Consider the following 13,812-nt stretch of genomic DNA (forward strand, 5'->3'; position numbering starts at 1 on the left):
GTCCTCCATACAATCACATATTGTAGAAATACCAATATATGTTATTATACTTGAATTATATATGTTCTGCAATATTTATGAAATAGAATGTACTTCATACTACTACAGCAGGTCTATCTGTTGTGCTTACTTTGTACCTCTCCGTATAGCTTCTAATTTTTTAGCCACATCGGGATCTAAGTGGTCATATACCTCATTTCTCCTGAGTACCATTTGGTCACGATGATGTTTATGTGTATATTGCAAGCGTTCCTCTTGCTTGGCAAGACGCATATCATTTTGCAATTCTCTTGCTGGAATCCGAAGTCCACCAGAACCTAATATTTGATTTTGTTCAGCCCCGTCAGAAGTAACGACGTATACATTAGTATACTTACCTTGACGCAAGAATACTTCTCGTTCAATAAAAGAATCTGCTGTTTCACCATCATCGGTATATACTTCTATAAACCCTTTAGTGATTTCTTCGATACTCGCTATCGACTTAGTATATTTACTATCAAACACGAGTATAACCTCATAGCCTTTAAATTTACCATAGTTTAAAAGCTGATTACGTAATTCCATTCGAGCGTGTTCCAAGGATTCATTAGCCAGTTTTTTTAAACTTTGCCATGCGAAGATGACATTATACCCATCGACGATTAAAATATCCTTTAACATGTAGCACCTCTATTTTACCTTCATAGTCCGTTGTCGAACTGCTTCATACATGAGAATAGCAGCTGCTACAGATGCATTTAAAGAATTTAAATTACCATACATAGGGATAGTAACTAGGAAATCACAAGCTTCTTTTACGACACGACTAATCCCCTTACCTTCATTTCCAATAACAAGGACGGTAGGTATAGTTAAATCGGCTTCATACAAGGTACGGTCACCTTCCATATGAGCACCAAGAACCCAAAATCCTTGCTTTTGAAGCTGTTTAATCGTTTGTGTAACATTGCCAACTTGAACAAGGGGAATTTGTTCCACTGCCCCAGCAGATGTTTTGGCAACCGTTGCGTTAATTGGTGCATTATGACGTTTGGGAATTAAAACCGCAGTAGCTCCCACACATTCAGCGGTCCGGATAATAGCCCCCATATTATGAGGATCCTCTACACCATCCGTTAAGATAAGCAATGGATTCTCATGATTCGACTCTTGCAGTACTTCTCCAAGGTCTTTGAATTCTACAGCATTAACAAATGCAATAACACCTTGATGAGGTACATCCGTTTCATATCGATTCATCTGTTTAACAGGTGTGGGACGAACCTCTATCCCCTTGGATTTCGCTAGACCCACGATATCAGATAAACCCGTTTTAATTTTATCGTCACTCACTAAAATGCGTTGTATAGAACGGCCTGCTTTTAATGCTTCCTTTACGGCATTTCTGCCTACAATATAATTATCCATGTGAAAGTCCTCTTAATGTAATAGAATAGGCCTCTTTCATCAATTCATTAAGTCGGTCCTGCTGACCTGTTTCATATAGGAAACCAAGGACTGCTTCAAAGGCGGTACTATTTCGATATTCTCGTACAGAACTACTCTTAGGTACATTGACATTACTATTTCTGGCTCGTCTAGCAATAATTTGTTCATTCTCTGTAAGCACTGATTCTAATTGATCCAATACTTTTGACTGAGATTTTGCACAAATAAATTCGGTTACCAATGTATGTAGAACCTGAACCTTTGAAATACTCATTTCTACAACACGTTGTCTAATGTACATAGAATACACAGCATCACCAATATAGGCCAACATAACAGCATCTGAAGCTAATACTTCAGATGCTGGTTTAGATACAAAAGAATGGTCCTCCATATCTAAGAGTATTAATTTTTTTATAGCTTCTTGTTTCAGAAATTGAAATTGCTTAAATTTCACGCTTTTTCCACCGTGCTCCTGTAGGGGAATCTTCAATAGTAATACCAATTTCAGCTAATCGATCGCGAATACAATCCGCAAGCGCCCATTGTTTTTGCTCACGGCATGCTTGACGAACAGATAGAATAACATCCATCAATTGTTCGTATTCTGCTGCGTCAGCACCAGTATTACCTTCCCAAGCTTTTTCTAATACGCCAATAACCTCTGTCATAAATTTGAAGATACGTTTTACCTCTGCGATAGCATCTTGGCAAACAACGCCTTCTCTACCTGTTACAACTTGATAGTAAATATTAATTTCCTTAGCAAGACCAAACATACTAGATGTAGCTAATGCAGTGTTAAAATCATCGCTCATAGCGGCTTCGAATTCTTCTTCATATTCTTTAGCTTTTTCTAATAAACGTTGAGCATCGTCACAAGGGCCAGCTTCACATTTTTCAAGATATAAAAGATTTTCGATAGCAGTACCTAATCGTTCCAAAGATTTATTTGCTTCTTCTAAGCGTTCATCGGAGAAATCCAATGGGCTACGATAATGTGTGCTAAGTAAGAAGTAACGTAAAGCATCTGGACTATATTGTTCCAAAATATCTTTCACCAAGAAGAAATTGTTCAAGGATTTAGACATTTTTTCGGAATTAATCGTAATGAATCCATTATGCAACCAGTATTTTACAGAAGGATGATGACCAGAACAGCCTTCAGATTGAGCAATTTCATTCTCATGATGAGGGAAAATCAAATCACTACCACCACCATGGAAATCAAATTCTTCGCCTAAATATTTTTGGCTCATAGCGGAACATTCAATATGCCAACCTGGACGACCGTTGCCCCAAGGACTTTCCCAGAATGGTTCACCTGGCTTGGCAGCTTTCCAAAGTGCAAAGTCCATAGGGTTCTTTTTACGACCATCTACTTCAATACGAGCGCCTGCTTCCATATCATCTAATGTACGACCAGACAATTCACCATAATGATCAAATTTTTCTACGCTAAAATACACATCGCCATCTAGCTCATAAGCATAACCCTTATCGATAAGAGTCTCAATCATCTTAAGGATATCAGGGATATGAGTAGATACGCGTGGGTATACATCGGCACGTTCTACGCCGAGTGCATCCATTACTTCAAAATAGCTATCGATATAACGATTAGCAATTACGTCCCATGCCACGCCTTCACCATTAGATGTATTAATAATCTTGTCGTCTACATCAGTGAAGTTTTGTACATACGTTACTTTATATCCTACATGTTTCATGTAGCGACGAATTACATCCCACGTTACAAAAGGACGAGCATTACCAATATGAGGATGATTATATGGTGTCACACCACAAACATACATCTTTGCTTCACCTGGTGTTACAGGCGTAAATACCTCTTTTTGGCGCGTCATTGTATTATAAACTGTAATTTCTCTCATCGATACTGATGCCTCCATATTCGAAAAATAAAAAAGAACCCTCATCTCATACAGAGACGATGGTCCGCGGTTCCACTCTGTTAGGCACCAATGTGGTACCCACTCATCGCATAACGGCGCGTCACCGGACAAACCTACCTATAATCGGAATGTCAGCTCATGAATGCATTTCGTCTACCTATCCTTAAACCCTCCCACCATCGGTTCTCGCTAAAAAGTTAGTTGTAGAGTACTTCTTTCAATCTTAGCTTTTAATGTATACCTTTATTAAGATATAAAATAATTTTACCAATAATGCTATATAATGTCAATAATTACAAGAAAAACCTCCATCTTCAAATCTAGAGTAATCAAACATTTGTGACAAATACTTATGCCTTTTGATTCATAAAGTACTCTGTTATAACTTGGTTTGGTGATTTAAAGTTTAAGACTTTTTGTGCAATGTTATTATATCTATTAGCATATCGACTATGTGCTTTTAGAAAACTCTCCATACTATTAAACTTACGAGAATAAAATCTTTCACTATCAATTCGATGACTGCGCTCTACCTTTCCATTCTGCCACGGAGAAAATGGTCTTGTCGTTTTATGCTCTATTCCTAATCTTTTTAATACAATATCAAATAAACACTCTCGATCTTTTACTCCATAGTTTGTAAATTCACGACCATTATCTGTTTGTATTGTATGAATAGGAAATCCCATTTTGGCTTCTAAATTTAATAAGAAGCGACTTGTATTAGTAACACTTTTTTCATCTATAATTTTTAGAATTCTCTTTCTAGAAAACTCATCAATAGCTGTAAGTTGATAGTAAGATTTTCCTTGTGTTGAAAAGGCTAAACTCTCGCGAGGTACGTATTTTATATCAATCTGAACCTTTTCTCCTGGATATGTTATTATATCCGGTTTCCACTTGCTTTTAGGAACAGATTTAACAACCTTTTTCTCTTTAATATGACACCTGATTTGTCGGCACATAGAGCCATATGAGCGTTTATAACCACGCTTTTTTGCCTCAACATATACTTGAGACAGCCCTTCATGTTTAAACTTAGAATGCATACGCTTGATAAGTGCTAGTTCTTCCTCAGTGTGTTGATTAGGATGAGAATGTGGTTTACGACTATACAATCGAAGTGAATCAATAGTCCCGTCGAAACGCTTCACCCAACGTTGTACTTGTTGTCTACTAGTATGATAGCGACGTGCAGCTTCAGCATTATTTCCATACTTTATAGCATATTCACATACTCGTTTACGAAATCTTAATTCTTCAGTTATAATAGAATGCATGAGAAGGAACTCCTTTTGTTGTAATGTTTGGATTAAGCAACTTCATTATAACAGAGTTCCTTCTCATTTTTTATTCACTTGTCACAAATGTATTATACTCTTACATACAAGAAAAACCTCCATCTTCAAAACCATTGAATATGCCCCTTTATCAAGGGAATTAAACATATTAAGGATTATGAAAATGGAGGTTTAACTGTATATTTTATTGAAATATATTATCAATTATAAGTTATTAGAACGATTTACTTAATAAGTTAATGACTAAGCTTGTTCTAACTTCTCTTTATCATCATGTTTGCGGCAAATACCGGCAAAAATAGAGCCTGTAAAATTATGAATAATCGAGAAAACAGCACCAGCTACCGCTGCTTGAGGTGTGAAATGTTTCATCGCTAGTGAAACGGATAATGCAGAGTTTTGCATAGCCACTTCAATTTGCATAGCACGACGAGATGATACATCGATGTTAAGAATTTTACAAATAAAGAATGTAACAACATAACCACTCAAGTTTTGTACTAAACAAGCTACAAAGATGATGAGACCTGTTTCAGCAATTTGTTTTTGGTTGACCGCTGTTACGGCTGCCAAGATAAGTAATACTGCAATAGCTGCTATGGTAGGACATACAGATTTAACAGGTTCAATTTTAGATCCAATAAAGTAATTCAATACAATACCTAAAATGATTGGAACCAATACGATTTTAACGATGGATATAAACATTGGCATAAATTGAATTTCAATGGATGATGTAGCACCTGCGTACAATACTACGAATAATGGTGTTAAAATTGGAGCCAACAAGGTAGATACAGTTGTAGCAGATACGGACAATGGCACATTGCCATTAGCGAGGAATGTCATTACATTAGAAGCCGTACCACCTGGACATGCACCTAACAAGATAAAACCAATCCCGATTTCCGGTGGAAAGTTAAAGATAAGAGCTACTAAAAAGCCTGCTAAAGGCATCCATAAAAATTGAATGACAGATACGAGGATAACCTTCATTGGCTGTTTGAATACATCAAGGAATACTTGTGCTGTTAACGTTAAACCCATGGCAAACATAACAAATTGTAACATATATGCCACATATGGCGTCATCCATGCAAAAAATGTCGGTAGCATATAAGCTAATACGGCCATCAATAAAACTATCCAAGATAGATAGCTATTGAAGAGATGGTTAATAGATCGAATTAAACTCATCAAAACACTCACTTTCATAAAAATCAAAATAAAATACGCCGATAATTATAGCAAATCTGTACATTATATACAACAAAGGCCCTCACACCATTGGTATGAGAGCCTTTCAATAGTTCTATTATTTAGTTAAAGCACCTACATTGTCTAAATGATGTAAGCATTTTTCTTTACCAAGCAATGTAACAATATTGTTTAAGTCAGGACCATGCATTTGACCAGTCAAGGCAACACGCAATGGCATGAATACAAATTTACCTTTCAAAGCAGTTTCTTTCATAACAGCCTTGATAGCCTTTTTAACGGCTTCTGGTGTAACTTCGTCCATGTCTGCTAATTTTTCTTTGAAAGCATTCAATACAGTTGGCGCAGATTCCTCGTTAAGCACTGCCTTTAACTCTTCTTCATGACCTTCTTCGAGGAATACTGTTTCCCCCATGAACATGCCTACATGATCTTTAATTTGAGCACCAAAGCTAATATGATCACGGAATGTAGAACAAAGTAATGTTAACCAATCAATATCAGATTGATTCAAGCTATCTGGAGCTAAACCAACTTCTTTTAAATGTGGCAAGCAAAGGCGGAATAATTCTTCATCGCTCAAGTTTTTCATGTAATGGAAATTGATGTGGTTTAATTTATCGATATCAAATACAGCTGGGTTCTTAGCAACGCGATCCATAGAGAAGGCTTGAATCAATTCATCTTGTGTAAAGAATTCTTCTTCACCTTCTGGAGCCCAACCAAGAAGTGCCAAGAAGTTTACTAATGCTTCTGGCAAGTAGCCCAATTGCTTGTATTGATCAACAGATGTAGCACCATGACGTTTAGACATCTTCTTATAATCTTTGCCAAGAATCAAGGAGATATGACCAAATGTAGGAATTTCCCAACCAAGTGCTTCATAAATAGCCATTTGACGAGGTGTGTTGGATAAATGTTCTTCCGCACGAATAACATGAGTGATTTTCATCATGTGGTCATCCATTACAACGGCAAAGTTATATACAGGAATGCCATCGGATTTTACGATTACAAAGTCACCTACACCATTGGACTCGAAAGATACATGACCACGAACCATATCGTCGAATGCATAGGTTTTATTCAAAGGTACGCGAAGACGGATAGTTGGTTTTCTACCTTCTGCACGATATTTTTCTTTTTCTTCTTCTGTAAGATGGCAGCAATGACCATTATACTTAGGGGTTTCACCGCGTTCCATTTGCGCCTGACGTACTTCATCAAGTTCTTCAGCTGTACAGAAGCATTCATAAGCTTTATCTTCATCAAGTAAGCGTTGTGTTACTTCTTTGTATAAATCAAGACGTTCTGTTTGACGATAAGGGCCATTTTCACCACCTACGTCGATGCCTTCATCCCAATTCATACCGAGCCATTGCAAAGATGCTTTAATATTTTCTTCACTTTCACGAGTAGAACGAGATAAATCTGTATCCTCAATACGAAGTACAAACGTACCTTTTTCCTTACGTGCTAATAGCCAGTTAAACAAAGCGGATCGAGCACCGCCAATATGAAATGGACCTGTTGGACTTGGTGCAAAACGTACCTTCATAATTAAACCTCTCCTTCATATACGGAAACTACTGCCTGTGCTGCAATGCCTTCACGGCGCCCAATGGCACCAAGCATTTCATTGGTAGTAGCCTTAATACTAATGCGATCTAATGGAATTTCTAAAACAGATTGTAAATTAGCCTTCATCGTATCGATGTGTGGCTTTAATTTTGGCGTTTCAGAAATAACCATAATATCTATATTATAGGCTTCTAAGCCTCTTTCTTTCAACAAGGAATTCACATGTTTTAATAAAATCATGCTAGAAATCCCTTTATATGCATCATCTTCTGGTGGAAAATAATAGCCGATATCCTTTAAACCAGCAGCACCAAGCAAGGCATCCATCAACGCATGAATCAACACATCTGCATCAGAATGACCATCAGGGCCAACAGGTGATTCAATATGAACACCGCCCAAGATACAAGGTCTTCCTTCCTTTAATTGATGAATATCATAGCCAAAACCTACGCGCATACGTTGCTCCTTGATTCCTAAATATCGTTTAGCCACCGCAATATCATTCGGTGTGGTAACCTTGATGTTTTCGTAATCGCCATCTAAAATATACACATCTTTGCCGATATACTCAACTAAGGATACATCATCCGTCCCTAAATAAGCATCTTGCTTAGCCGTTTCTTGAGCCTCTTTGAATATATCTTTTTGGAAACCTTGTGGCGTTTGAATGTTCATCAACTCATTGCGATTCAATGTTTCTAAGACCTGTCCATCAATATCAACACGCTTAATCGTATCTATAGATGGTACACCTATAGTCACAGCACCATGAGTTTCTGCCCCTTCAATGACACGTTCAAATAACTCTGGCTTTGCTAAAGGTCTAGCTCCATCGTGAACGAGTACAATATCTATATCATCGCCAACCGCTTGTAAACCTGCATACACAGAATTTTGACGCTCTTTGCCTCCTGTAACAATTTCAATTGATTTTGAAAGCCCTAATGACGCAATATGTTGCTCCATATAGGATGCTTCGCCATCAGCAACGACGAGAATGACTTCACTAACTGCTTTCACTTGATTAATATGGCTCAATGTCCATTGAATAATCGATTTTTGACCGAGTTTAATGAAAATCTTATTCTCATCATGACCCATTCGGCGTCCCGCGCCAGCAGCTAATACAATACAGCTAACTTTACTCATGCTTACCTCCATCTACACGCGCAAAAATCATACGACCTGCACTTGTTTGCAAAATGGATGTAACCATAACCTCAACCTCTTGACCTACATATGGACGACCATCTTCTACGACAATCATAGTCCCATCATCTAAGTAGGCAACGCCTTGTTGAATCTCTTTACCTTCCTTCATCACTTGTACGCGAATCCATTCGCCTGCAATGAGGGCCGGTTTTAATACATTGGCTAATTCGTTTAAATTTAAAACCTTAATACCTTGTACACGAGCTACCTTATTGAGATTAAAATCATTTGTCATGAGCTTCCATTGTTTCTCTAAGGCTAATCGCATCAATTTAGAATCAACTTCGTGTAAATCATCATAGTCATCTTCTACGATTTCAATAGGTACCAGTTTTGCATCCTGCATTTCTTTCAAAATATCTAACCCACGACGACCACGATTTCGTTTCATCGCATCTGCGGAGTCGGAAATAATTTGTAACTCATTTAAAACAAAGACAGGAACAACCAATGGGCCATCAATAAACCCAGTAGCGCACAGCTCCTTAATACGCCCATCAATAATAACAGAAGTATCTAATAACTTTGCAGTTGAATTAGAGTCACTGGACTTGTGAGATCCAAACATGTTGAAGCCTCTACTTTTTTTAGTCCCCGCCTCACTGCGTTTCCATTGCTTCAAATAGTTAAGATACATTTCAGGTCCCTTACGGGCCATCAAACGTACACCACTATAACCGAAAATGGCACTTAAAATGATTGAAATATAGGGGCCAATAATAGGAACCTGATTGAATGCTGCACCAATTAAATTAGCAATAATAAGACCAAATAATAAACCGATGGTACCTGCAATCAATTCTTGGTTAGGAATATGTGTTAATACCCGTTCCAATTGTCTAGCAATGACTAAACCTTGTTTTAAAATAAAGGACGAAATAAAATAACCTATTAAAATACCAATAATCGTACCTATTACAATAACTGAAATACGTGCCACAGTGAGCGACATATCACCAAAGCTTGCAAATTGAGATACTAAATAAGGATCAATAATAGGGGCTAAATTGTCCATACCTACGTATGCTGCTGTACCAATGAGGATAGCAATCACATACCGTAAAATGCCATAAATCATGGCATCACCTCCTTTAAATACCATAGAGTTTATACTCTATGAATTAGCCTTCTATGAACTATAACATGTATTAAGAAAATGCGAGTTGCATCGCTTGTGCAATGGACTTAACGCCCCGGATTTGAATGGACTTATCATCATGCTTAATTTGCTTATAATTCCCTTCTGGGATAATAAACTTTGTAAAGCCCAATTTCTTAGCTTCATTAATCCGTTGTTCTATGCGTGGAATGCTACGAACATTACCAGTCAATCCAACCTCGCCAAGAATCACCATGTCATGAGGCACTACGCGATTTTTTAAATTAGATACAATGGCAACAGCCATCGATAAATCACAAGCCGGTTCATTAACCTTTAACCCACCAATTACATTGACATAGACATCCTTATTGCCCAGCGTAAAGCCACACCGTTTTTCCAATACTGCTAGTAGCACAATTAGACGATTCAAATCATAGCCAATAGCCGTACGTCTTGGCATTCCAAATGCTGTTGTAGCTACCAAACTTTGAACTTCTACCAGAATGGGACGAACCCCTTCTAGATAAATCATGACCGCACTACCACTTTCATCATCAGCTCGTTCAGCTAACAAGGACGCCGACGGATTAGCAAGCTCTGCTAAACCATCTTCAATCATGGTAAAAATACCGGTTTCCGATGTAGATCCAAAACGATTTTTAATGGCTCGTAATATGCGGAACTGATAAGAGCGTTCCCCTTCAAAATAAAGTACTACATCCACCATATGTTCAAGCATACGAGGCCCTGCAATATTGCCTTCCTTTGTTACGTGACCAATGATAATGGTCGAAATATTCTGCTCCTTACAAAATCGTAATAAACGAGATGTACACTCACGAACTTGACTAACACTACCAGGTGCTGCCTCGATATCTGCAGTAAACATTGTTTGTATAGAATCGATGACCAGCAACGATGGTTTCTGTTCTAATGCGACCTCAAGAATATGATCTAAATCTGTATCGGCTATAACATGTAATCGTTCACTATTAATATGTAAACGTTCAGCTCGCAATTTTAATTGCAATTGTGATTCTTCGCCAGATGCATATAAAACAGTACCAACTGTATCGGCCACCTTTTGAGATACTTGTAAAAGCAATGTTGATTTACCAATACCAGGGTCGCCACCTAATAACATTAACGCACCTGGAACAATACCGCCTCCAAGTACTCTATCTATTTCCTTATAAGTCGTAGGAATTCTAGATACAGCTGACATTTCAATATCTGGCAATGCCACGGGTTTAGTCGTATTGGTGCCCACACCACGTACAGATGGTGTACGACTGTGTTTAGTATCTTTTACCACTTCTTCAACTAGTGTATTCCATTCACCGCATTGAGGGCATTTTCCCATCCACTTGGCAGATTCAGCACCACAATTATTACAAAAGAAAACGGTTTTTACCTTTGCCATACAACCCCCATGAAAAGTAAAAGGTCATGAATGATAATTCACTCATGACCTTTTGTGCATAATTAATACTACGGTCAACTATTATCACTAATAGTATACCATTTTGACATTAAATTTTACATAAAAGACTGTATGAGAACAATATCTATTCCCAATTAATTAGAAGCTTTTACAATAATGTGTTCATCTTCTACATCGGCCTTGATGGTAGCACCTTCAGGAGCATTACCTTGTAAAATCAGATCCGAAATAGGATCTTCAATCAACCGTTGAATAGCTCGTTTCAATGGACGTGCGCCCATTGAGAAATCAGATCCTTCTTTCACAAGCATATCCATAGCTGCTGGGGAAATTTCCAGAGATAGTCCCATATCACCAAGACGTTTTACTACAGTATCCATTAAAATTGTAACAATTTGTTTTAAATCATTTGACGTTAAAGCATGGAATACAATCATTTCATCAATACGATTCAAAAATTCAGGACGGAAATGACGTTTTACCGCATCCATAACAGATTTTTTAGCTTCCTTAAAGTTGACCTCATTATAAGCATCAGATGCACTATCGGACTTCTTAGCAGCTAAGAATCCAAGCTCAGGAGAACTCTTGCGAAGTGCATTTGCACCCAAATTACTTGTCATGATAATAACAGTATTCCTAAAATCAACAGTTCGACCTTGACTATCTGTCAATCGACCATCATCAAGAACTTGCAATAAGATATTAAAGAAATCTGCATGGGCCTTTTCTACTTCGTCAAGAAGAATCACACTATATGGTTTACGGCGTACTGCATCTGTTAATTGACCGCCTTCTTCATAGCCTACATAACCCGGAGGCGCACCAACTAAGCGAGATACGGTATGTTTTTCCATGTATTCGGACATATCTAGACGAATCATCGCCGTCTCATCACCAAATAAGGCAACAGCTAAAGCTCGAGCCAATTCGGTTTTACCAACACCTGTAGGACCTAGGAATAGGAACGATCCAATAGGACGTTTAGGATCTTTTAGACCGGCCCTCGCGCGGCGAACAGCCTTGGAGACAGCCACAACAGCCTCATCTTGACCGATGACGCGTTTATGAAGCTCTTCTTCTAAATGTAATAATGATTCAGATTCTTCCTGTGCGATTTTAGAAACAGGAATACCTGTCCATTGTGCTACTACAGAAGCGATATCTTCATCAGTAACAACTAACTTAGCATCGCTGTTTTCCTTAGCTGCATTTTTCTTATCGTTAATTTCCTTTTCAATGCGCTTTTCTTCATCACGCATCTCAGCTGCCTTCTCAAATTCTTGAGCGGTTACAGCAGCTTCTTTTTCCTTTTTTACATCTGCTAATTGTGTCTCCAATGCTTTCACATCGGGTGCGGCAGAAAACACTTTCATCCGCACCTTAGATGCTGCCTCATCGACAACATCAATAGCCTTATCTGGCAAGAACCGATCCGTAATATAACGACTGGATAGTGAAACCGCGGCTTCCAATGCTTCGTCGGTAATCTTTGCCTTATGGAAGGCCTCATACCGATCACGTAATCCTTTTAAAATTTCAAGTGCGTCTTCCTCTGATGGCTCACCAACAAGAACAGGTTGAAATCTGCGTTCTAAAGCAGCATCTTTTTCTATATGTTTTTTATATTCATCCAAGGTTGTAGCGCCAATCACTTGAAACTCACCGCGAGCTAATGCAGGTTTTAAAATATTTGCTGCATCCATAGCGCCTTCAGTGGCACCAGCGCCAACTAATGTATGAATTTCATCGATGAATATAATCATATCGTCATGTTTTTGAACTTCATCAATGGCTTTTTTCAATCGTTCTTCAAATTCGCCACGATATTTCGCACCGGCTAGCATGGAACTGATACTCAATGAAATAATTCGCTTATTACGCAGAATTTCTGGCACATTACCATTTACGATGCGCTGAGCCAACCCTTCTGCAATAGCCGTTTTACCTACACCTGGTTCACCGATAAGCACCGGATTATTTTTAGTGCGGCGGCTCAAAATTTGAATGACCCTCGCTATCTCTTTATCCCGACCAATAACGGGGTCAATTTTACCTTGCTTAGCCGATTCATTTAAATCTGTGCCAAAATCAGCAAGTTCACCTAATGAACTATTATCTTTCCTATCTTCCGCACTATGACTAGCGCTGTCAGAAGAGCCGAGAATTGTTCGAATCGTATCCACAATATCATTTGCACGAATATTATGATTGCGCAATATACCTACTGCTACGCCACCACCATCGCTCAACAGACCTAATAGAATATGTTCTGTCCCCACATAATTGTGGTTCATATGATTAGCCACTTCAACAGCTAACTCTAGCACATGTTTTACACGGGGAGTCATATAGACGGAACTAGCCTTCTTATTACCTCGTCCTATATGCTCTTCAACATCTTCAATAATAGTTTCTGCACTGAGACCAAGCTCATTAAGAGCCTTTGCGGCAACACCATTTTTAACCTTTATGAGCCCGATGAGTACATGCTCCGTTCCCACATAGTCATGCCCTAGTTCTAAGGCCGCTTCTTGGGCGAAGGATATCACTCGTTGTGCATCATCTGTAAACCGTTGCATCATATGTATTACCTCGTTCGCA

11 protein-coding genes and 1 other annotated feature are annotated in these 13,812 nt (G+C 38.3%); all 11 genes read right to left on the minus strand.

From position 1 onward, the window contains the following. Positions 1-126: 126 nt before the first annotated feature. Entirely contained in the window at positions 127-663 is a 537-nt protein-coding gene (locus tag HMPREF1477_RS02065) for an NYN domain-containing protein (protein ID WP_016475638.1), read from the minus strand. A gap of 9 nt (positions 664-672) precedes the next feature. Beyond that, positions 673-1,410, minus strand: a complete 738-nt coding sequence (gene rlmB, locus HMPREF1477_RS02070) for a 23S rRNA (guanosine(2251)-2'-O)-methyltransferase RlmB (RefSeq protein ID WP_005379873.1) — start codon at positions 1,408-1,410, stop codon at positions 673-675. Then, entirely contained in the window at positions 1,403-1,888 is a 486-nt protein-coding gene (locus HMPREF1477_RS02075) for a Mini-ribonuclease 3 (protein WP_016475639.1), read from the minus strand. Before HMPREF1477_RS02075 ends, rlmB begins: the two co-directional genes overlap by 8 nt. Beyond that, positions 1,878-3,326 (minus strand): cysteine--tRNA ligase, encoded by a 1,449-nt coding sequence (cysS, locus tag HMPREF1477_RS02080; RefSeq protein ID WP_005379871.1) that lies wholly within the window; start codon positions 3,324-3,326, stop codon positions 1,878-1,880. Before cysS ends, HMPREF1477_RS02075 begins: the two co-directional genes overlap by 11 nt. A 49-nt stretch (positions 3,327-3,375) precedes the next feature. Continuing rightward, positions 3,376-3,581 (minus strand) — a binding site (T-box leader). Positions 3,582-3,697: 116 nt separating this feature from the next. After that, on the minus strand, positions 3,698-4,627 hold the full coding sequence (locus HMPREF1477_RS02085; protein ID WP_016475598.1) for an IS481 family transposase: 930 nt from the start codon (positions 4,625-4,627) through the stop codon (positions 3,698-3,700). Positions 4,628-4,891: 264 nt separating this feature from the next. Further along, complete coding sequence (locus HMPREF1477_RS02090; RefSeq protein WP_016475640.1) at positions 4,892-5,845, minus strand: bile acid:sodium symporter family protein; 954 nt, start codon at positions 5,843-5,845, stop codon at positions 4,892-4,894. A gap of 118 nt (positions 5,846-5,963) precedes the next feature. Then, complete coding sequence (gene gltX, locus HMPREF1477_RS02095) at positions 5,964-7,424, minus strand: glutamate--tRNA ligase (protein WP_005379940.1); 1,461 nt, start codon at positions 7,422-7,424, stop codon at positions 5,964-5,966. A gap of 2 nt (positions 7,425-7,426) precedes the next feature. Then, positions 7,427-8,599 (minus strand): 2-C-methyl-D-erythritol 4-phosphate cytidylyltransferase, encoded by a 1,173-nt coding sequence (ispD, locus tag HMPREF1477_RS02100; RefSeq protein WP_016475641.1) that lies wholly within the window; start codon positions 8,597-8,599, stop codon positions 7,427-7,429. After that, a complete protein-coding gene (locus tag HMPREF1477_RS02105; protein ID WP_016475642.1) occupies positions 8,592-9,740 on the minus strand; it encodes a PIN/TRAM domain-containing protein in 1,149 nt (382 codons plus the stop codon). The genes ispD and HMPREF1477_RS02105 overlap by 8 nt, the downstream gene beginning before the upstream one ends. Positions 9,741-9,810: 70 nt before the next feature. Next, positions 9,811-11,187: a DNA repair protein RadA gene (gene radA, locus HMPREF1477_RS02110; RefSeq protein ID WP_016475643.1), complete on the minus strand. Its 1,377-nt coding sequence runs from the start codon at positions 11,185-11,187 to the stop codon at positions 9,811-9,813. Between the two features lie 155 nt (positions 11,188-11,342). Beyond that, on the minus strand, positions 11,343-13,793 hold the full coding sequence (locus HMPREF1477_RS02115; RefSeq protein ID WP_016475644.1) for an ATP-dependent Clp protease ATP-binding subunit: 2,451 nt from the start codon (positions 13,791-13,793) through the stop codon (positions 11,343-11,345). Positions 13,794-13,812: the final 19 nt, after the last annotated feature.

Source organism: Veillonella sp. HPA0037, assembly GCF_000411535.1.
In the GTDB taxonomy this organism is placed as follows: Bacteria; Bacillota; Negativicutes; order Veillonellales; family Veillonellaceae; genus Veillonella; species Veillonella atypica.

Excerpts from the sequence above, each read along its gene's own strand:
- HMPREF1477_RS02065 (WP_016475638.1), bottom strand. The coding sequence starts at position 663 with ATGTTAAAGGATATTTTAATCGTCGATGGGTATAATGTCATCTTCGCA.
- rlmB (WP_005379873.1), bottom strand. The coding sequence starts at position 1,410 with ATGGATAATTATATTGTAGGCAGAAATGCCGTAAAGGAAGCATTAAAA.
- cysS (WP_005379871.1), bottom strand. The coding sequence starts at position 3,326 with ATGAGAGAAATTACAGTTTATAATACAATGACGCGCCAAAAAGAGGTA.
- HMPREF1477_RS02085 (WP_016475598.1), bottom strand. The coding sequence starts at position 4,627 with ATGCATTCTATTATAACTGAAGAATTAAGATTTCGTAAACGAGTATGT.
- HMPREF1477_RS02090 (WP_016475640.1), bottom strand. The coding sequence starts at position 5,845 with ATGAGTTTAATTCGATCTATTAACCATCTCTTCAATAGCTATCTATCT.
- gltX (WP_005379940.1), bottom strand. The coding sequence starts at position 7,424 with ATGAAGGTACGTTTTGCACCAAGTCCAACAGGTCCATTTCATATTGGC.
- ispD (WP_016475641.1), bottom strand. The coding sequence starts at position 8,599 with ATGAGTAAAGTTAGCTGTATTGTATTAGCTGCTGGCGCGGGACGCCGA.
- HMPREF1477_RS02105 (WP_016475642.1), bottom strand. The coding sequence starts at position 9,740 with ATGATTTATGGCATTTTACGGTATGTGATTGCTATCCTCATTGGTACA.
- radA (WP_016475643.1), bottom strand. The coding sequence starts at position 11,187 with ATGGCAAAGGTAAAAACCGTTTTCTTTTGTAATAATTGTGGTGCTGAA.
- HMPREF1477_RS02115 (WP_016475644.1), bottom strand. The coding sequence starts at position 13,793 with ATGATGCAACGGTTTACAGATGATGCACAACGAGTGATATCCTTCGCC.